The organism is Streptomyces sp. NPDC027189 (assembly GCF_055566975.1).
In genome coordinates, this window is the sequence record NZ_JBVHRI010000001.1 from 499,169 (window position 1) to 519,143 (window position 19,975).

At 68.2% G+C, this 19,975-nt stretch carries 15 protein-coding genes and 1 pseudogene; 6 read left to right on the forward strand and 10 right to left on the reverse strand.

Annotation, left to right across the window (positions count from 1 at the left end):
- The 6 genes from ACZ4RZ_RS02295 to ACZ4RZ_RS02320 form a co-directional block, all read right to left on the reverse strand.
- Complete coding sequence (locus ACZ4RZ_RS02295) at window positions 1-1,161, reverse strand: hypothetical protein (RefSeq protein ID WP_467741182.1); 1,161 nt, start codon at window positions 1,159-1,161, stop codon at window positions 1-3.
- Window positions 1,158-1,955: a PP2C family serine/threonine-protein phosphatase gene (locus ACZ4RZ_RS02300; protein ID WP_467741184.1), complete on the reverse strand. Its 798-nt coding sequence runs from the start codon at window positions 1,953-1,955 to the stop codon at window positions 1,158-1,160. Before ACZ4RZ_RS02300 ends, ACZ4RZ_RS02295 begins: the two co-directional genes overlap by 4 nt.
- Window positions 1,956-2,006: 51 nt before the next feature.
- Window positions 2,007-2,768, reverse strand: a complete 762-nt coding sequence (locus ACZ4RZ_RS02305) for a vWA domain-containing protein (RefSeq protein ID WP_467741186.1) — start codon at window positions 2,766-2,768, stop codon at window positions 2,007-2,009.
- A gap of 59 nt (window positions 2,769-2,827) precedes the next feature.
- Complete coding sequence (locus ACZ4RZ_RS02310; protein WP_467741188.1) at window positions 2,828-3,895, reverse strand: hypothetical protein; 1,068 nt, start codon at window positions 3,893-3,895, stop codon at window positions 2,828-2,830.
- Window positions 3,896-4,012: 117 nt separating this feature from the next.
- Window positions 4,013-4,477 (reverse strand): hypothetical protein, encoded by a 465-nt coding sequence (locus ACZ4RZ_RS02315; protein ID WP_467741190.1) that lies wholly within the window; start codon window positions 4,475-4,477, stop codon window positions 4,013-4,015.
- Window positions 4,464-5,450: a serine/threonine-protein kinase gene (locus tag ACZ4RZ_RS02320; RefSeq protein WP_467741192.1), complete on the reverse strand. Its 987-nt coding sequence runs from the start codon at window positions 5,448-5,450 to the stop codon at window positions 4,464-4,466. Before ACZ4RZ_RS02320 ends, ACZ4RZ_RS02315 begins: the two co-directional genes overlap by 14 nt.
- A gap of 90 nt (window positions 5,451-5,540) precedes the next feature.
- On the opposite strand from ACZ4RZ_RS02320, the pseudogene ACZ4RZ_RS02325 reads away from it, so the two are divergent.
- Window positions 5,541-5,657, forward strand: a pseudogene (locus ACZ4RZ_RS02325) (SCO4983 family protein); the annotation flags it as partial.
- Window positions 5,658-5,742: 85 nt separating this feature from the next.
- Here ACZ4RZ_RS02325 and ACZ4RZ_RS02330 read toward each other — a convergent pair.
- Entirely contained in the window at window positions 5,743-6,831 is a 1,089-nt protein-coding gene (locus ACZ4RZ_RS02330) for a tetratricopeptide repeat-containing glycosyltransferase (protein WP_467741194.1), read from the reverse strand.
- Between the two features lie 686 nt (window positions 6,832-7,517).
- On the opposite strand from ACZ4RZ_RS02330, the gene ACZ4RZ_RS02335 reads away from it, so the two are divergent.
- Window positions 7,518-8,081 carry a tetratricopeptide repeat protein gene (locus ACZ4RZ_RS02335; RefSeq protein ID WP_467741196.1) on the forward strand — a complete coding sequence of 188 codons (564 nt, stop codon included), beginning with the start codon at window positions 7,518-7,520 and terminating at the stop codon, window positions 8,079-8,081.
- A gap of 1,161 nt (window positions 8,082-9,242) precedes the next feature.
- On the opposite strand, the gene ACZ4RZ_RS02340 is transcribed toward ACZ4RZ_RS02335, so the two are convergent.
- Window positions 9,243-10,022, reverse strand: coding sequence for a hypothetical protein (locus ACZ4RZ_RS02340; RefSeq protein WP_467741198.1), 780 nt, complete (start codon window positions 10,020-10,022; stop codon window positions 9,243-9,245).
- Between the two features lie 1,056 nt (window positions 10,023-11,078).
- Between ACZ4RZ_RS02340 and ACZ4RZ_RS02345 the strand changes: the two genes are divergently transcribed.
- Complete coding sequence (locus tag ACZ4RZ_RS02345) at window positions 11,079-12,578, forward strand: glycosyltransferase family 39 protein (RefSeq protein WP_467741200.1); 1,500 nt, start codon at window positions 11,079-11,081, stop codon at window positions 12,576-12,578.
- Window positions 12,579-12,748: 170 nt separating this feature from the next.
- Entirely contained in the window at window positions 12,749-14,248 is a 1,500-nt protein-coding gene (locus ACZ4RZ_RS02350; protein ID WP_467741202.1) for a glycosyltransferase family 39 protein, read from the forward strand.
- Window positions 14,249-14,534: 286 nt separating this feature from the next.
- Here ACZ4RZ_RS02350 and ACZ4RZ_RS02355 read toward each other — a convergent pair whose 3' ends face one another.
- Window positions 14,535-15,083, reverse strand: coding sequence for a hypothetical protein (locus tag ACZ4RZ_RS02355; protein ID WP_467741204.1), 549 nt, complete (start codon window positions 15,081-15,083; stop codon window positions 14,535-14,537).
- Between the two features lie 290 nt (window positions 15,084-15,373).
- Between ACZ4RZ_RS02355 and ACZ4RZ_RS02360 the strand changes: the two genes are divergently transcribed.
- Window positions 15,374-16,648 carry a hypothetical protein gene (locus tag ACZ4RZ_RS02360; RefSeq protein WP_467741206.1) on the forward strand — a complete coding sequence of 425 codons (1,275 nt, stop codon included), beginning with the start codon at window positions 15,374-15,376 and terminating at the stop codon, window positions 16,646-16,648.
- A gap of 202 nt (window positions 16,649-16,850) precedes the next feature.
- Here ACZ4RZ_RS02360 and ACZ4RZ_RS02365 read toward each other — a convergent pair whose 3' ends face one another.
- Entirely contained in the window at window positions 16,851-18,677 is a 1,827-nt protein-coding gene (locus ACZ4RZ_RS02365) for a phosphoenolpyruvate carboxykinase (GTP) (protein ID WP_467741208.1), read from the reverse strand.
- A 323-nt stretch (window positions 18,678-19,000) separates the two neighbouring features.
- Here ACZ4RZ_RS02365 and trhA point away from each other — a divergent pair, with 323 nt between their 5' ends.
- Entirely contained in the window at window positions 19,001-19,714 is a 714-nt protein-coding gene (gene trhA / locus ACZ4RZ_RS02370) for a PAQR family membrane homeostasis protein TrhA (RefSeq protein ID WP_467741209.1), read from the forward strand.
- The last annotated feature ends 261 nt before the right edge of the window (window positions 19,715-19,975 follow it).

Consider the following 19,975-nt stretch of genomic DNA (forward strand, 5'->3'; position numbering starts at 1 on the left):
TCACGCGTTCGCGGCGATGACCACCAGGATCACCACCACCGCGATCAGCAGGGCGACCTTCAGCGCCTTGGCCCAGGCCCCGCCCGTCCGCTCCTGCTCCCCCGGCCCGTGCGGCACCGGAACCGGCACCGGCCCGTTGAACACGTCGTGCCCCGTCACCGCCGCCCGCGTGCACCACGGACAGGACGTCAGATGGGAGCCGTACGTGTGCAGCGGCCGGTTCTGGCAGACCCGTACGAGGGAGCGCTCCTTGTCCAGGGCGCGCAGCCAGGCCTCCGCCGGGGGGCGCGCCGCGGGGGCGTGCACGCCGGGGCCGAAGGCGGCGCGGGCCAGGGTGAGGAGTTCGGGGGGCAGCACGGAGGGGTCGATGGTGCCGCGCGGGATGACGACCAGCTCGGGGCGTACGACGTAGGAGCAGCTGGCGGCGATGTTGTCCTTGACGGTCGACTCGGAGGCACTGTCGTGCGGGACGCCGCCGAAGGGATGGTTGCCCGCGGTCAGCAGCTGGTAGACGAGGACCGCGAGGGCGAAGTCGTCGGTGCCGCGAGTGGCGGGGCCGCCGGCCTGGCGCTCGGGGGACGAATAGTCGGTGGTGTGCATCAGACAGGGGAAGAGTTCCCCGGTCACCGGATCGTTGAAGGCGATGGAGTCGCAGTCGAGGAAGGTGACGAACCCGTTGGCGTCGACCACCACGTTGCTGCTGGAGAAGTCGCCGATGACGAGGTTGTCGTAGTGCATGCGGGCGGTCATGAAGGCGAGGTTCCAGGCGACGCCGAGCAGAAAGCGCCAGTCGGCCCGGTCGGGGAAGAGCTTGAGTCGCTGGGCCCGGGTGAACAGGCCGATCAACTGAACGTGCTGGGGCTCGCCGAAGCGGCGCATGGCGTAGCCGAGGAACTCGCCCTGGGGGCCGCGGGCCAGGGCGGTGGGCCAGGCCAGTTCGGGCGGCTGGGACACGTCAGTGGGGCGGGCGGCGAGCGGGGACATGGTCAGCATCCGCATCAGCCGGCGCTCCTGGTCCAGGCCCGGCGGTTCGCGGTAGAGCTTGACGACGATCCCGTCGTCGCCGACGACCGGGAAGACGGCCGCCTGGCCGCCGCCCTTGAGCGGCAGCTCCGCGAGGGTGACCGGCTTCCCGTCCAGGAACACCGTGAGGCCGCTCATGGCCGCGCCTTGAGCACGGCCCGCAGCAGGGTCTTGTCGTCGGCGTTCAGAGCGGTGAGCCGGTCCGACCTCAGCAGGGTCGCGAGCCCCTCGTGGGTGTTGTCGGTCACGGTGTCGAGGGAACGGAACACGGCGTCGACGAAGGACGTGTTCGGGGACAGCGCGCCGCCGCCGGCGCGGTTGAGCGCGGCCTGCACGAGTCCGTCGGTGGACAGCAGCACCCCGTCGATCCCGTCGTCGGACACGCAGTCGGTGTGCACCCAGCGGGCCGCGTCCGGCGAGGTGAGGAAGACCGTCTCGTTGCTGTACTCGCTGGCCGCCATCGCCTGCGGCAGCAGATGGAACTGCCGCTCCCCGTCCTCCGTACCTGCGCGGAGTACGACGAAGCCGTCGCCCACGGTGAGATGGCCCAGCCAGCCGGGCGCGAGCACCACGACGGTGAGGGTGGTCGCGAAGTCCGCGGCGTCGGCGCCGGTGGCGTCCAGGAACATCTTGCTGACGTCGTGGAAGGCGTCTTCGAGCAACTCGTGCACGGCCTCCCCCGGATGGCATTCCGCCGCGGCCGCCGCCCGGCGCGCGAACTGCTCCGCGGCCAGTTCGACGGCTAGCCGCGATCCCTCCTCGGAGCGCGGCCTGCTGCCCGCGCCGTCCGCGACCGCGAGCACCGCCACGGACGCCGACACCGTGTACGCGCACGCGTCCTGGCAGGGCAGTCCCTGGCGGCGGTGGCGGTAGCCCTCGACGCTCATGCCGTGGATCCGCCAAGGCGATTCACGCTCGTCGACTCCGGTCATCGGTCAGGATTCCCATCCGGTCGTGAGCCAGGACCCGTATCCGGCCATGGGTCAGGATTCCCAGGCCGGACGCTGCGTCTTGAACTGACTGAAGATCTTCTCGAAGACCTCGTCGCCCGCGCCCTTCTGCTCGGCGTTGGCGCTGGCGGACATCATCTGGAGCAGCTCGCGGAACGGGAATCCCTGCAGGCGGGCGTTGAACTTCGGCGCGAACGCCTGGAGCACCTGCTCGCCCATGTCGGTGATGCCGCCGACCCCTATCGCGTACAGCCGGAAGCGACGGGCGCGCTGCTCCTCGGCCAGGACCGGGATCAGCCGGTGCCAGGAGTCGGTGAGATGGCCCGTCCCGTCCGTCGGCAGTCCGTCGGTGACCAGGCAGATCTGCGGCCGGTAGTACTGGAGTCCGGAGGCGCGCAGCTCGGCCTTGCGGGCCGCGACGATGTGCATCGACAGCTCCAGTGCCTCCGTCATCAGGGTCACCCCGGCGGCGGTGAGCTGCGGCGGCCGGAACATGTGCGCGGGCAGGAAGGGGCTCACCGGGGCGCGCGGGGCGAGGAGTTGGGGACCACGCCAGGCGGCGACGCCCTGGCCTCCGAAGGTGACCAGGGCGACCTCGACGCTGTAGCTGAGGCTGACGTCGTCGTGCAGTTCCCGGGTCCACTCCATGAGCGCGTTGTTGAGCGTCTGGATCGGCTGTCCCGCCATGGAGCTCGATGTGTCGAGACAGAGGACCAGCGGCAGGCGCTGCGCGTTGTTCTCGAACTCGATGTCGGCGTACTCCGCCGGCAGCGTGGGCGGGTATTCGCTGTGCATCTCTGTTTCTCCTGGTCTCGGGCCGGTGCCGTTGTTCTCAGGTCCGGGTGCCGTTGTTCTCAGGTCCGGGTGCCTTTGGCATGCCGTCCCGTGGTCGGCGGGAACGCGTACAGGACGTCGGAGTCCCGCTCCCGCGCGTCGGTGACGTCGACGAGTGAGCCGGGAGCGGGCGGGGGCCGCCCGGGCTCCGCCCACACCACCCGGTACAGCACGCGGTCCAGCTCGACATAGCCCTGCGGATGCAGTTCGGTGCGGACGACTGCGGACCTGGCGGGGCCCGGCACGTTCCCGACCCGCCGACCGTACTTGGGCGTCGGCGTGACCCGGAGGCGGGTGGTGGTCTCGTCCCGTGCCCGGGCGTGGGCGCTGGCGGGCACGGCGCCCACGCCGGGCGCGGCGAGGGCACGACGCGGCAGCGTGCCCACCGCCTGGGAGGACCGCCGGATCAGGAACAACAGGACGGCGAGGAGGAGGACGAGTACGGCGCAGAGGACAGCGAGGATCTGGGTGGTGGTGTCCCAGCCCGAGCCGGAGGAGGCGGCGTCGGGCGGAAGCGACGCGGGCTTGGTGGGAGACGGGCTCTCGGAGGCGGGCGCTCGGCCGTCGGCGATGGTGTACGCGTGCTGCTTGGAGAGGTCGGTCGCCTGACTCAGCGCGATCAGGTCGTGACCGTTCAGCGGACCCTTGGCGAGCTGGGCGCACAGGTCCTTGGGGTTCTTGGAGTTCTTGGGGTCGCAGACCGGGAGGCTCGCCAGCTCGTTCACCGCCTCGCGCGTCAGCTGGTCGATCGTGGCGCCCGGATCGACGAGACGGGAGCCGGGCTTCGCCAGCAGGAGGAGCGCGGTTCCGCCTGCTCCGGTGTGCCCGCCCTTCGGTACCTCGACCACGAGCTTGGCGCGTTCGCGAAACAGGGTCTGCTCGACGTCCTTGCGCTCCTTCGCGCCGCCGTCGAACGCCACCGCCTCGTCCAACGTGACCCGGACGGTCCCCTGACCGATCCACTGGGACCAGCACTGGAGGCGCTCCTTGAAGTCCTTGCCGCACACCTCGTCGGCCGACGCGGCCCCCGCGGGAGCCAGCACGGCCAGCACTCCGAAAAGCACGGTGAAATAAAGCGAACGCCGCATCGGAAACCCCCCGTGGCCTGAAAGGCACACCCCCGTGGCCCTGAAAGGCACTCGCCCATAGTGGGGGCAACCGGCGTGCGCCCGGAAGGGGTTTGGGGCACACGACGGCTTTCACTTCTACAACTTGAAAACCTGATGGCAGCGGGTGAACATCTGCCGCGCCCGTTCCACCCAATCACTGGCCAGAGCATCGAAATCCGCTTGCGTCATCCGGCAGGTCAACGGGAGATCGCAGACCCCGGCGAGACAGGGACGCGGCCCCCGTACGTCCCACACGGACAGCATGGGATTCAACTGTTCGGTATTCCACGCGTTCGACGCCGCCGCGGCGACGGCCAGTTGATCCTGGCGCAGATAATGGCCGTCGGTCGCAAAAGCGACAAGGAGCCGTTTGGTGGTCATGAACCTCACCGTGACCATTCGCCCCGTTTCCTTGAGATCGAATTGCATGGACACCGAAACGGTGTCGGTCACCGTGTGGTAATTGCGCAGGCCCACCCAGTTCTGCACCAACTGCCGCCAGTGCGTGCCTATTTCGAGGATCTCGTGGCCGCGGCCGGGAAAGGACTCAGGCGTCGCCACGGCCCACCGCCTCGGCGACCATCGCGTCGGTCAGCCCGGCGTCCAGCAGCGCCTGGGCGTGCAGCAGCAGACAGGAGGGCACGGACACACTCGTCCCCTGCTTGCGGCGGCCGGCCAGGTCACGGGTGCGCGCCTTGATGCTGTGGGCCACGGCGGGCGGCGGCCAGGACGCGGACTTCGGCGCCTGCTCCAGCAACTCGGCCAGCAGCTGGCCGAGTTGGGGCCGGTCCTCGGGCCGCTTGGCCAGACAGTGCGCGATCAGCTCGCGCATGGACGCGGGTACGCCGTCGAGCTCGGGCTCGGCGAGGACGACCCGGTAGCGCACCGCCTCCCCGCTGCCGTGCGGCGGGCGGCCCGTCAGGGCGTAGACCAGCACCCCGCCAAGGGAGAAGACGTCGCTCGGCGGGCCCACCGGCGCGCCCTTGATCTGCTCGGGCGACATGAAGGGCGGGGTGCCGACGACGACGCCCACCTGAGTGAGTCCGGGGGCGCCGTCGACGCGGGAGATGCCGAAGTCGATGACGCGGGGCCCGTCGGAGGCGAGGAGCACATTCGCCGGCTTCAGGTCCCGGTGCACCACGCGAGCGGCGTGGATGGCCTGAAGCGCCTCGACCAGGCCCGCGCCGAGCGGCCGTACCTGCGGCTCGGGCAGCGGCCCGTCCGTGCGGACGGCCTCGGCGAGCGAGGGTCCGGGCACATACATCGTGGCCAGCCACGGCAGTTCGGCCTCGGTGTCGGCGTCGACCACGGCCGCGGTGTACGCGCCGCTCACCACCCGCGCGGCCGCGACCTCGCGCGCGAAGCGCTCTCTGAACTCGCCCTCCGCCGCGAGCTCGGGCCGCACCACCTTCACGGCGACCTCGCGTCCGGCCGGCGAACGGCCGAGATACACCCATCCCATCCCGCCGGAGCCCAGCCGCCCCACGATGCGGTACGGCCCGATCTTCATGGGGTCGCTGACCGGTGTGCGCACCCCGCTCACCTCATTTCGGGGTTCGTTTCGGGGTTCGTTGCAGGATGTCCCCGAGTGTCCCGCGAATTCCCGGTCTGGGCACAGGTGATGGCGGAAGTGGTGGCGGCGTCCCGTGCGGACACGGCGACGGTGATCCTTTCAGCGGAACGCATCGACGCGCACACCGCCGCGCTGGCCGAGCCGCGGGAACCGATCGCCGCCGGCTGACCCCTCCGAGCCGCGCGATGCGGCTCCCTCATCCGGCCCCGGCCCGCGTGCACCCGCAGCGACGCGCGGACCGGGCGCCACAGCACTACGGTGTGAGCACCTTCGAGCGTAGCTTGCTCTGAGCGAACTCAAGGTTCTCCTCCACACGCTCGCGATGCTCAGCAGGCAGCTTCCCACCCTGGAGCAGGCGTTCGCAGCATCTCTTCGACTCCTCGTACTGTCCGACCCAGTAGGCGGAGATCGCGAGTTCGTCGAGCGCGCGCCAGTCGTACCAGTCGAACTCGACGAACAGGATGTCGTTGGGACGCGGGGTCACCGCAGCTCGCAGCGCAGACTTGTACGCAACCTCCCATCGCGGCCCGTTGAGCCGGGCCAGGCGCGCGAGGTCACCGAGGGCCTCGGCGCGTGAGGGGCGGCTCTCGTGCGCGCGAAGGTACCGGTGCATCACCTCGGCCAGCGGCCGCTGAAGCTCTTCCGCGAGCCGTGCGGCATAGAGGCCGGCGCAGAAGGCCTCTTCGCCCCAGCCGCCCATGGCAGCGCGGCGGTCGTAGGCTTCCAGCGCCTTCTCCGGCTCATCGGCGTCGCGCCAGCTCTGGGCGAGATAGAAGACGTAACGGGCGTTGTCTGGCTCCTTGGCCAGACCTTGCTGGAGGATCTCCGCGTCGCGCAGGTACTTCTTACGCAGGCCCTCACCCCTGAGGCGGCCCCCGCCACCCACGATGAGCATGTTGATGCCTTCGAGAGTCCCGACGGAGAACCGCGTGTCGCACTCGAGGTACTCATGCAGGACGCCGACGTACCGCCACGGCAGCCGCGTGGAAACCAGGACAGGGCGCCAATGGATGAGGGGCCCGTGGTGGATTGCGACCCGGTAGGCGTCGAGGGTCAACTTCGGCATGCGAAAGCCGGGCTGCACCTCCATCACGTCGTCGGCGTCGATGAAGAGGAGGTAGTCGGCGCTGCTGCGGGCGAGTTCGATCGCCTCGGTGCGGCTTCCGTCATACCCCTTCCATGGCCGTTCGTACAGTTTGCCGGGCAGATCGCGGTAGACGTCGCGAATGACGTCCTGGGTACCGTCGGTCGAGCCCGTGTCCACGATGACCCAGGTATCGATCAAGGGCCGTACGGATTCCAGACAGCGTCGGATCACCGGGGCTTCGTCCTTGACGATCATGTTCAGACAGATCGTTGCCTTCACGTGTCCCATCCCACTCAACGGCGGCGAATGACCGATATGTGACGGTATCCAGCCGCTCAAAGCGACGCAAAGAGGCTGGACCGAAGGAGCCTTTTCCATCGATCTGAGCGACCGTGGTCGCGGCCTCGTCAGCCCCGGCTCTTGAGCGGAATCGTCACGCTGTCCGACCAGAGCACCATCAGCCCGGCGACGCCGTCGTCTACGACCGCGGAACACCTGGAAGCTCTACGGCCGAGTTGAGTACTACCTGCCCCGCAACCTGAAGATGCGCGACGTATTCCTGGTCCAGGGCCCCCACCGCGATCAACGACAGGACCCGCAGGAACAGCAAGTGTGGCGATTCCATGGCGCGTCACTCGCCGAGCAAACGCAGGTGGCGGCCGAGCATTCCGGCGAAACCACATCCTTGGTGCGTACATTCGGGTGGTCTGCGTGCCCCAAGTGCCTGCCGAATGGCGGGGTCTTCAGGACGGCCTCGTAACGTCGGCGGAAATGACGGTGGTTCGGACTCCGGTACCGCTGGCACCGCCACGACCTGTTCAGTGTCGGCGACCCGAGATCAGCCACACCCATCCGTCCCTCACTATTCCACGAGATGTGACAAGGTGAAACGTACGAGATTGTGGGCAGGGCTCGCCGGAGCTGCGGCGGTTGTCACCGGCGTGACCATCTGGGCGATTCAGCCCGAGCCGGCCGCGCCCCCGGAATCCAAGGCCATGTCGGTGACCCAGAGGACCCATGAAGCGGGCGTGCTCTTGGAGACCGCCCTTAAACAGCAGCAACGACAGGATTCCCAGGGTGCCGCCCAAACCTACAGGCGCGTACTGAACCTGGACCCCGACAACAAGTTCGCGTGGTACGGCCTGGGCGTCATCGCGCAGATGAGCGGCAACGCATTCGACGCCCGTGCGGCATACGACAAGGCTCTGAAGATCGATCCGTCATTCATGTCGGCTCTCTTCAGCGAGGCGATGATGCTGAAGTCGAGCGATCCCGACCGGACCGTGGAACTCCTGAAGCGTGCCGCAGCTGCCGAACCGAAGGCGGCCACGATCCATATGCAACTCGGGCAGATCCTGGCGGCGAAGGGCCGTGACAACGAGGCCAAGGATGCTTTCCGTCACGCCGTCACGGCCGATCCCTCGCTCCGTCCTCAGGTGCCGGAACCGTACCGGGATTCCGTAAGCCACTCGACGACTTCGAGCGACGCAGGGAGCATCAGATGACGTCGCCCCCGATAGCCAGGTTCTGCGCCTTCACCCCGAGCCACAGGCCCTGTTTTCCGGGTCTTCAAAGTTGAGCGGTGCGTCCCGCTGAGCGCGCCGGCTGCCGTCACAGCACGTGACTGCGTGGGGGACCTCGGCCCTGCATACAGCGCACCCGTGGCCGTTCGTGATCACTTCCGTTCTCTACACAGAAGGATCATGCGGGAGCTTCGGACTTGGTCACCGATACACCGTTGTTGCTTGATCCCGACGGAGTGTTCGTCGAGCGGGTCGAGCCGCTCGCCGACGGGAGTCGTCGGGCACAACTCGTCACGGCCGACGAGACGGCCAGTGCCTGCCCTTCCTCTGGGGTCTTCGCCTCCCACAGGAAGGGCTCGGCCGTGACCCGACCCCGTGATCTCCCCTTTGGCGAGCGGGGATTGGAGTTCCGCCGGCACAAACGCCGCTGGTACTGCCGGGAGGTGGGCTGTCCTCGGAAGTCCTTCACCGAGCAGATCTCGCAGACACCGCCGAGCGGCACCAAGTCGGCCACACCCGCCGGAAGTTCCTCACCTGGTGCGCGGACTCCGACGTCCCCGAGGTGCGGCAGTTCGCCATCGCCATCGACCGGCGGCGGCCCAGAACCAAGCGTTCATCGGCACCAGGTGCCCACGTATTCCTGCTTATGTCGCCCCACGTACGCGGAAATGTGGGGCCACCACCCGATAGCCAGTAGCCTCAAGGCGTGCGGGTGCAGCCCGGATGGTCAGCCACCGGCACCAGATTGGCCTCAACGCTCGAGTACGCGAATTTGTCGAGGACTGTGATCCGGGATTTCCGATCTGAGTTCAGCGACCTACGAACGTGTGCCGAACCGATGAATCGAGCGCCTCCGGTCACAAGGGCGCGCATAATTCGCCGAGTTTTCTTACGATCCGGCGCTCCGTATTAGGGATGCCTGGTCACCCAATTCCTGCACCATTTACGCCACTCAGGGCTTCAGCATCTTCGCGGCAGGCAGGGCTATTCACGCTGTTGCCGTCGATTACGAGCGGGCAAATTCAATGAGGCCGCGGGTGCGGACAGAACGCGGACGATGCCCCGAGGCCCAAGCCTCGGAGCATCGCCGCTCATTCCCACGTGAAGCAGGCAGACCGCTACGGGACCGCCTCTGACATGGAGTTACGGAATCACACCGCAGACCACCCAGGCGGTGAACGGTGACCCCCCTCCCGTCCTGGTAGCCGTCCACCCGACGGCCGGGGTACCTACGCCGCCGGGACCGAGGATGGGGATGCTTTCCCTGAGGGGGCCGCTAGACGAGGAGCCTCCGCCTCCGAGGGCGACGTCGTTGTTCAAGCACTTGACGCTCGCCGTGTCGTCAGCAAGGGGGAGGAGCACGTCGTCGGAGACCGGGGCGGACACCAAGACGTAGGTATCCGCAGGCGAACCCGTGGCACCGGTGGCACCGGTGGCACCCGTCGCACCCGTGGCACCCGTCGCACCCGGGGCACCCCCCTTACCCGGATCACCCGTCGCACCCGTCGCGCCGGTCGCACCCGTCGCACCCGTCGCACCCGTCGCACCCGGGGTACCCACACCCGTGGCACCCGTCGCACCCGTGGCACCCGTCGCACCCGTGGCACCCGTGGCACCCCTGGGACCCGTGGCACCCGTGGCACCCGTGGCACCCGTCTTGCCCCGGTCGCCCTTGTTGCCCTTGTCGCCCTTGTCGCCCTTCGGCCCGCGGTCGCCCTTCGGCCCACGGTCGCGGTCACCGCCGAGGGCACTCTCGGCGCCGTTCGGGTTGTGCAGCGTCGCAGCGCTTTCGGCGCCGGACTTGTGGATCGCGTCGGCGATGGCGGTCGCGCTCGGGGCGACATTGAGCGCCACGGCCAGCGCGCCCGCCGACAGCATCGTGGCAGACCTGACGCGTGAACTTCGGATCGTTCTACGGCTCACCAGAGAACCTTCCTCGAACTTGGATTGACCACGCCTCAAGCGCGCGCACTTGATTTCCTCCGCATAAGTGTCACAGCGCCTGCGGCTACGGTCATCCTTAACTCTCGACGATTGAATGATTACGATCCGGCCCGTGTCACACGCGAGGATCACTCGTACGGCCCCCACACATCGAACGCAGCCATACACGTCGACGGAGCAATGAGGCTCAACTTCCTTTCTATCGTGCCAAATTGTCCGGACGCCTCATATCGGCAGACACTCCGGCGGTCCCCCTCGACAGATGATCCAGCACTCTCGGTACGCAGAATCGCCGGCTTGCTCCGCGCCCCCCTCACGGGTGCCTTACCAGTGGGCATGTGCCCATTTCGATCGGGTACCGAATTCACGAAGGTCGGCGATCCCAGCGATTTGCCATTCACTTGAGGTACGCGCAGGGTCTCGGGCCGACCACTGACGCCCGGCGTTTCATGGAGCAGTTATGCAGGGCCCAGCGCCGCTTGTCGCCACGGCTGTCTTCGCAGAAGCCGCTTCCCAAGGCCCCCACCGCCCATGCCGGGACCCGTCGTAACCACCCGTGCGACGCTCGCTGGGGCCGTCCTGGCCTGCCGCACACCTGATCCCCGCAGACACACGCGTCGTCACATCTCCCGGCAACCTTGCTGACGGCCTGTCAACGATGCATGGATCCTGCTGCGGTGAGACACCATCACGTACTGGCCGCGCAGCCGCCGGCACCGCCCTGCCCGGCCGCAATGCGGACCCCGCGGAGGGGTGGGTCACTTCACGCGCTGCTCACCAGATGCCTGCGAAAGGCATCGCAGCTGCGGGGTGTCGGCTCGTCGAGCCGGATCACGCTCCTTGCCGCCATTGCGATGCTCTCTTTTCTCCGATAAAGAGATCAGTCGGCTACTTCGCTGAGCCACGAAAACCCCTGCAGGCGACATCGCCGCGCGTGACTTCCATTCAGGTGATCGCTCAACCCATCCGCCGTTCCGGCTGGCCCGCTCGTATATATAAGGGAGCAGTTCCTGCTACAGACCGTAGGAGATTTTCATGGTAATCGCCGCGCCGCTTCCCCAGCCACGCGAAGAAGTCCGGAGCACCGAAGCGGTCGAACCCACAAGACGCAGAACGGGGCCGTGGCTGTGGCCGTCCGTCCTCGCCCTCGGCCTGACCAGCCATGGCGTCACCGCCCCGCTGCTGAGCCGCGACGAACTGGTCACCTGGGACGTGGTGAACCGCGGCACCGGCCAGATCCTCGCAACTCTCCAGAACGTCGACGCCGTGCACGGCACCTATTACCTGCTGATGCACATGTGGGTGGTCCTCTTCGGTGATTCCGTCATTTCCCTGCGACTTCCCTCAGTATGCGCGATGGCCGGAGCCGCGTCCGTCACGAGCCTGATCGGAAACCGGCTCTTCGGGCGCCGTGCCGGAATTCTCGCCGGAATTCTCTTCGCCCTCGTGCCGGCGGTGAGCCGCTACGGTCACGAAGCGCGCAGCTATGCGCTGGTGATTCTCATGGTCGCCCTCGCGACACTCCTCTTCCTCCGGGCTCTGGACAAGCCCCGCAGTCCGTGGCGTTGGGCCGCCTACGCGCTGACGCTGACAGGTGTCGGACTTCTCCACCTCATCGCCCTGTCCGTCGTGCTCGCCCACGCCTGCATGCTCGCGGCACACGCACGACACGACCGCTCCGTGTGGTGGAAGTCCGCCCTGACCCTCTTGGCCGTTGCCGCCTGCGTTGCTCCGCTCACCCTGCTCGGCCGTTCCCAGGCCCACCGCCAGCTGTACTGGGTCCAAGAGCCCGATGTCTGGGCGCTTTCCTCCATCTGGCCCGACGTCTTCGCATCCGCCCTGTGCTGCGGAGCGCTGATCGCCCTCGCATGCCTGGCCCGCTCGCCCCGCAAGGCCCCCGTGCTCCTGTGCGCCGTCTGGGCCGTTCTACCGTCCGTCCTCGTCTGGCTCGCCTCCCATGGCGACGTCTCCTACTTCCGTCACGTGTATATCCTCTTCACCCTCCCGGCCTGGGCACTCCTCGCCGGCGCCGGCCTCGCCGCGACCTTTCACTCCCGGAAGGCAACCGCGGCCCTCCTCGCGACACTGGCCGTCCTCACCCTGCCCGACCAGAAGCGAATGCGGGAGCCGTTCGAGCACAACGTCCCCGTCCCCCTCGACTACGCCGCCGCGGCCGACATGGTCACGAGGTACCACCAGCCCGGCGACGCCATCGTCTACGACCGCCAGGACACCTGGCAGCTCGACAGCGGTGTCCAGTACTACCTGCCCCGCGATCTGAAGATGCGCGACGTGTTCCTGGCCAAGACCCCCACTGCCATCAACGATCTGTACGCGATCCAGTGCCCCGTCGCGTACCTCTGCCTCGGAGGCGAGCAGCGCATCTGGCTACTGACCCAGGGCGCCGACCCGGACCCCTTCAACGCCATCAGCACGGACCAAGCGGGCGCTTTGCGGTCCCGGTACCAGGCGTCCATGAGCGCATCTGTGACGGGGATGACCGTCACCCTGCTCGTGCGCAAGGAGAAGAGCTGAACCACCTGTGGTGCTCAAACTGGTTCCGCCGGCACCCCCCGGCAGGCGTCGGAGGAGCGTACGCCGTTGTCCGCGACGGCGTACGCCACCCGGGGCCGAACAGGGGAAAGCGGGCCGTAACGGGCGGGTCGTGGCTGCGCCCCGCTCCGCCGTGCCGCTACGGGTGAGGCATGGCACTACTCTCTCTTCCCGCCGCCCAGGACACCTGCGATGTTCCTGCCCCCGAAGCAGAGCACGACCGGTGGCCGACACCGGTCGGGCTGTGGCTGTGGCCTTCGATGGTCACCCTGGTCGTCGCCACGTGCCGGATCGGCGAACCGCTGCTCGGGCGCGACGAGTTGACCAGCTGGGACATGTCCGGCCGCAGCATCGGCCAGGTGCTTGCCACAGTGCAGCGCGTGGACGGGGTGCTGGGCACGTACTACCTGATCCTGCACGGATGGAGGGTCCTCTTCGGGGACTCGGCCGCGGCTCTGCGCATGCCCTCCGCGTTGGCCACGGCAGGCGCCGCCGCGTGTGTGGCACTGATCGGGCAGCGGCTGTTCAGCCGCCGCGCTGGAGTGGCCGGCGGCCTGTTGTTCGCCCTTGTTCCCGGGGTGAGCCGGTTCGCTCATGAGGTCCGTCCCTACGGCCTGGTGATGCTGGCCGTGGCCCTGAGCGCGCTGCTGCTGCTGCGGGCCCTGGACCGCCCGGGCAGCCCGTGGCGATGGGCGGGTTACGCCCTCGGCCTGGTGGCCGTGGGGCTGTTCCATCTGCTCGCGCTGACGTGCCTGATCGGGCATCTGGTTCTCGTGGCCCTGCGGGTCCGGCGCGAGCGTCGAGCGTGGTGGGGCTTCTGCCTCGCGGTCCTCGTCGGTCTCGCCTCGGTGTGCCCGTTGGTGGTGCTGGGCAGGGCACAGACCGTCCGGCAGATCTACTGGATCGCCGAGCCGACGGCCTGGGGCCTGGTCGACATCTGGCCGCAGCTGTTCTACTCCGGCGTGTGCGCAGGAACGGTGATCCTGCTGGCCATGGTGGCGTGCCGGGAGCGCCGCGACGCTGTCGTCTTCTGCGCCGTGTCCGCCGTGGTGCCCGTCTTCCTCATCTGGGCGGTCTCCCACGGGGAGAGCTCGTACTTCTACTTCCGGTACATGCTGTTCACCCTGCCGGCGTTCGCGGTTCTCGCCGGAGCCGGGCTCGCCGCCGCGGCTCGGTCCCGGCTGGCGCTCGCGTCGGCCTTCGCGGCCCTCGCTCTGTTCACGGCATCGGAACAGGAAACGTTGCGGGAGCCGCTCGCGCACTACTGGTCGGGCGGCCCCGACTTCGCGGCTGCCGCGCGGACCATCCAGAAGTACTACGTGCCCGGCGACGCGGTCGTCTACCCCAGGAAGGAAGAGGAAGCCATCGCGCTGGGCGTCCGCTACTACCTTCCTCGCGATCTGAAGCTGCGCGACGTGTTCCTCGCTGAATCGCCCACCCACCGCAACGATCTGGCGGCGACCGAGTGCCCGCTGCCGGCCCGATGCCTGCGAGGCGAGAAGCGGATCTGGTTGGTGGTGAGGGGGGACGAGACGGATCCGCTGAACGGGCTGCCCATGGACCAGTCAGCGGCTCTTCGCACCCACTACAGGCTATATGGGGCCGAGCGTCCCAGCGGTCTGGCAGTGGTTCTGTTGGTGCGCACCTCGTAGTGACGTCGGCTGCATGATGTCCACCCGCCACCCACTACGGCGATGCCGTAGTGGGTGGCGCCGGGACGGGGATATCTCCGTCTTGCTCTGTCTGGATGTGACCGACAGCAGTGGCGCCAACGCCCTGCAGTGGGATTGCACCGAAACTCCCTGCCGGTGCCGGCAGTTGGAGCCGGTGCCCGGGCAGGACCGGGCCCCTCAAGGGCCCGGTCGATTGACGGAGAGCGCCGCCTGACCGCACGTCCCCTGAGTTTCATGGGTTGGTCCGGCCGCCGAGGGAGTCCTGTCAGCTTCCCTGTCCGCGTCGCGGGCTCGGCCAGGCGATGCCTGTCGCGGTGACCTGCGCGGCGTCGCTGTCGTGGGCGACGTAGTAGGTCGGGCGCTGCCGAACGGCGGTGTAGATGCGGCCGATGTACTCGCCGAGCAGACCCAGGCAGATGAGCTGGACAGCGCCGATGAAGAGAACGGCGATGATCAGGGAGGTCCAGCCGGGGGCGGTGTCGCCCGCCGCGTACACGGTCAGGGTGTACAGGAGCACGCCGAGGCAGACGAATAAGGCGAGGGTGCCGAGCCAGGTGGCCGGCCGCAGCGGGGCGACGGAGAAGCCGATAATGCTGTCGACCGCCGGCAGGACCATCTTGCGCAGGGGGTACTTGGTGTGACCGGCGACGCGTTGATTGCGATGGTAGGTGACCTCCCCGCTGGGGAAGCCCAGCCAGGGAACGAGGAGCCGGTACACCTGCGGCTGGTCGGGCAGGGCTTTCAGGGCGTCGAGGGCGCCTCGCGAAAGCAGACGGAAGTCGCCGGCCTGGGCGGGGACGTGGCTGCCGACCACAGGTGCTGCGCGGCATCAACTCCGGGGGCCGGTGGCCTTGTTCGCCGGGCTCGCGCTCAGCAGCGACGTCCCGCCCCGGCGCACCGGACCCTGCCGGACGCGCCGTACCTGGAGGTCGGCGCGCTGATCGTGGCCAATGCCGCCGTGACGGTGCTTCGCTTCGGGCTGCTGCGGTTGTGGGTGTTCAGAGGCCCGTGACACACCGGCATGGCGTGTCTGCGTACCCCTTACCTGCACCGGTGGATAGGTTCGGCGAACGATCGTCCACGACGGCGGAGTGAGTCCAACCGATGAGCGCAATGCCGACCGTTATCCCTGCCGATGTCCGTGCCGAGCCCGCGCAGTTCGACAGCACACTCCCGGCCGATCCGGTCCCCCTGCACGAGCGGTCGCGCAGGCTGGCACGCCGCTATGGGCCGGCGGTCGGATGCTACGCGGTACTGAAGCTGGCCGGTTTCGCGGTCTTCATGTGGCTGGTGGACTCCTCCGGCTACCACCTCACGAAGTCTCTGCGGCTGGGCGGCGGCGCCCACCCCTGGGACGTACCCGCTTCCTTCGACGGCTGGTGGTACCAACAGATCGCGGAGTTCGGGTACGACCCACAGCTGGTGCCGGTCACCAATTCCCCCTGGTACACAGTCCAGGAGAACTCGGCCGCGTTCTTCCCGCTCTACCCGGGCCTGATGCGCCTGGTCTCCGAAATCACCGGCCTCGGCCTGTACGGCGCCGGAATGCTGGTCTCGGTGGTTGCTTCGCTGTTCGCCGCGGCCGGCATCTTCGCCGTCGCGGAGCGGCTCGGCGGGGTCCGGGCCGGTGTGATCGCGGCCGGCCTCTGGGCGGTCATCCCGGGATCCGGCGCAGAGTGGGCGGTCTACTCGGAATCCGCCTTCGTCGCGCTCGTCGCATGGTCCTGTTACGCCGTGATGACCGGGCGGTGGATCACTGCCGGAGTGCTCACCCTGGCGGCCGGGCTCAGCCGGCCGACCTCGGCGACCTTGATCGCAGCGGTGGGCCTGGCGGCGCTCGTCGCGCTCTTCCGGCGCAGGGACGAAGTCGGGCGCCCTCTGGTCGCGATGGCGCTGGCGCCGCTCGGGTTGTTGGGGTACGTGGGCTGGGTCGGCTGGCGGATGGGTGACTGGAGCGGCTACTTCAAGCTCCAGCGCGGGGCCTGGCTGCACTTCTTCGACGGGGGCCGGTTCACTGTCGCCACGATGCGGAGCATCCTGCTCGGGCGCAGCGACTACCTGTTCGCCTCTCCCATTCCCGACCTGCTGGCCGGACTGATCATCATGGCGCTGCCGATCCTGATCGTCCTGTTGGTGCGGCTGCGCCCACCTTCCGTCCTGATGGTCCATACCCTGGTCACCATCGCTGTCATCGTTGGCAGCCAGCAGGTCTTCTCCAACGTCTCGCGCTTTCTGCTGCCCGCCTTCCCGTTGTTCATCCCTCTCGCCATCGCCCTGAGCAGGCTCCGCCGACCTGCCCTGGCGGCTGTCCTCGGCACCTGCGCTCTCGCCTCCGGCTGGTACGCCGGATTCGCGATCTTCGAACTCGGTGCCCCGTAGCAGCGGCCCGCCGTTGACGGAACCCCCGGGAGTCGGCCCCCGGTGCGAAACGACGGGGTCGGGGCCCGCGCCGTACGCCGTTGTACGGTGCGGGCCCCGACCCTGTTCGTGGCGCTCCTCGCGGTGCCTGTCACCGCGGCCGGTCGTGACGACGTCGCAGGTCAGGGCAAGCCGGACCGGCCGCGGAGCTTGGCGGCGGGCGTCAGCCCAGGCGCTGCACCAGCGCGTGGTACTCGTCCCACAGCTCCTTCGGCGTGTGCTCGCCAAAGGTGTTGAGGTGCTCGGGCACCAGCGCGGCCTCCTCGCGCCACACGTCCTTGTCGACGGTGAGCAGGAAGTCGAGGTCGGACTCCGAGAGGTCGAGACCGTTGGTGTCCAGGGCCCCCTTGGCCGGCAGGACCCCGATGGGCGTCTCGACACCCTCGGCCTTGCCCTCGAGGCGCTCGACGATCCACTTCAGGACACGGCTGTTCTCACCGAAGCCCGGCCACACGAACTTGCCCGCGTCGTTCTTGCGGAACCAGTTCACGTAGTAGATCTTCGGGAGCTTCGCCTGGTCCTTGTCCTTGGCGACGTCGACCCAGTGGCCCATGTAGTCGCCCATGTTGTAGCCGCAGAACGGCAGCATGGCGAACGGGTCGCGGCGCAGCTCGCCGACCTTGCCCTCGGCCGCGGCGGTCTTCTCGGAGGCGACGTTCGCACCGAGGAAGACGCCGTGGTTCCAGTCGAAGGACTCCGTCACCAGCGGAACCGCGCTGGCGCGGCGGCCGCCGAACAGGATCGCCGAGATCGGCACGCCCTTGGGGTCCTCCCACTCGGGCGCGATGATCGGGCACTGCGAGGCGGGGACGGTGAAGCGGGCGTTGGGGTGCGCGGCGGGCGTACCGGACTCGGGGGTCCAGTCGTTGCCCTTCCAGTCGGTGAGGTGCGCCGGAGTCTCCTCCGTCATGCCCTCCCACCAGATGTCGTTGTCGTCGGTCAGCGCGACGTTCGTGAAGACGGAGTTGCCCCACAGCGTCTTCATCGCGTTGGCGTTGGTGTGCTCACCGGTGCCGGGCGCGACGCCGAAGAAACCGGCCTCGGGGTTGATCGCGTACAGCCGGCCGTCCTCGCCGAACCGCATCCACGCGATGTCGTCACCGATCGTCTCGACCGTCCAGCCCGAGATCGTGGGCTCCAGCATGGCGAGGTTCGTCTTGCCGCAGGCGCTCGGGAAGGCGGCGGCAACGTACTTGGACTCGCCCTGCGGCGGCGTCAGCTTCAGGATGAGCATGTGCTCGGCCAGCCAGCCCTCGTCGCGCGCCATGACGGAGGCGATGCGCAGGGCGTAGCACTTCTTGCCGAGCAGCGCGTTGCCGCCGTAGCCCGAGCCGTACGACCAGATCTCGCGGGTCTCGGGGAAGTGCGAGATGTACTTCGTGGAGTTGCAGGGCCACGGCACGTCCGCCTCGCCCTCGGCCAGCGGCGCTCCGAGCGTGTGCACAGCACGCACGAAGAAGCCATCGGTGCCGAGCTCGTCGAGGACCGGCTGTCCCATGCGCGTCATCGTGCGCATGGACACGGCGACGTAGGCGGAGTCGGTGATCTCGACGCCTATCGCGGAGAGGTCCGAGCCGAGCGGGCCCATGCAGAACGGGACGACGTACATCGTCCGGCCCTTCATCGAGCCACGGAAAACGCCCTGCTCACCGGCGAAGATCTCCCGCATCTCGGCGGGGGCCTTCCAGTGGTTGGTCGGGCCCGCGTCCTCCTCCTTCTCGGAGCAGATGAACGTCCGGTCCTCGACCCGCGCGACATCGGTCGGGTCGGAAGCGGCGTAGTACGAGTTGGGGCGCTTGATCGGGTCGAGCTTCTTGAAGGTGCCCTTGCGGACGAGCTCCTCGCTCAGTCGCTCGTATTCGGCCTCGGATCCGTCACACCAGACCACGCTGTCCGGCTGGGTCAGTTCTGCGATCTCGTTGACCCACGAGATCAGTTCCTGGTGATTGGTGGGGACGACGGTAGTGGGAGCCGCGATGTCGCGCGCCACGATTGCTCCTAAATGAGGGGTTTTGTTGTTGTGCCCCGTGGGGGCTGCGACCCGGATGCTTCACGATGGTGGATCTCTGGCGCTCATCCGGTGCCGACCGCACTCATTTGATCATCCGACTGAACCGCCCATATGTCCAGAGGACGTCACACCTGAGCGGAGTGAGCATCGCCACTCGCCGGAAGGTTTCCCTCCACACACCCCGGGTTCACCCCGGGTATCCCTGGGAAGTCCGGCCACCCGCGTGAGACCATGGCCACTATTGGCGGCTCATTACGCCGGACCGATACGTAACTTACGGTTGCGTAGGTACGATTCGACGCATGACTGCGCCCGTCCCCGACGCGCCCACGGACTCGCCGGCTGCCGGCCACGATCCCGCCGCGCTCTCTCTGCCGCATCCGGTCAAGCCGAAGCTCCGCGGCTGGCTGCATCTCGGTATGTTTCCGGCCGTACTCATCTCCGGTCTGGTGCTCACCGCTCTCGCGGACTCGCCGCGCGGCCGCATCGCCTGCGGGATCTACGTCCTCACGGCCTGCCTGCTGTTCGGAGTGAGCGCGCTCTACCACCGCGGCAACTGGGGCCCGCGCATGGACGGCGTGCTGCGCAGACTCGACCACGCGAACATCTTCCTGATCATCGCGGGCACCTACACGCCTCTGACGATGCTGCTGCTGCCGGGAGCCAAGGGACAGTGGCTCCTGTGGGGCATCTGGGGCGCGGCGGCGGCCGGCATCATCTTCCGCGTGTTCTGGGTCGGCGCCCCGCGCTGGCTCTACACCCCCTGTTACATCGCGATGGGCTGGGCGGCCGTCTTCTTCCTCCCGGACTTCATGCGCACGGGCGGGATCGCCGTGCTCGTGCTGGTGATCGTCGGCGGCCTGCTCTACAGCGCGGGCGGCGTGATCTACGGGATCAAGCGCCCCAACCCGTCACCGCACTGGTTCGGCTTCCACGAGGTCTTCCACTCCTTCACCCTCGCGGCCTTCGTCGTCCACTACGTCGGAATCTCGCTGGTGGCGTATCAGCACGGGTGACCTGCGACCCGGCTCCCCGCCGGGTCTTTCCGACCGACTCCTCTTCAGTGGCCGTGGCTTGGAAGCCGCGGCCACTTCGCATGTCAGGACGGCGACACCCACCAGCACCAGGCCGACGACGGCCGGCGTGCCCCCGGCGATGAATCCGGCCACGCAGAGCACCGCCGCCAGCAGCGCCACCACCCTCGTCACCACGACGTTCACCTCGCCCTCCCCTCCAGTGATCACATTCCGTGCCTCGCCGCGATCTCAGAGTGACAC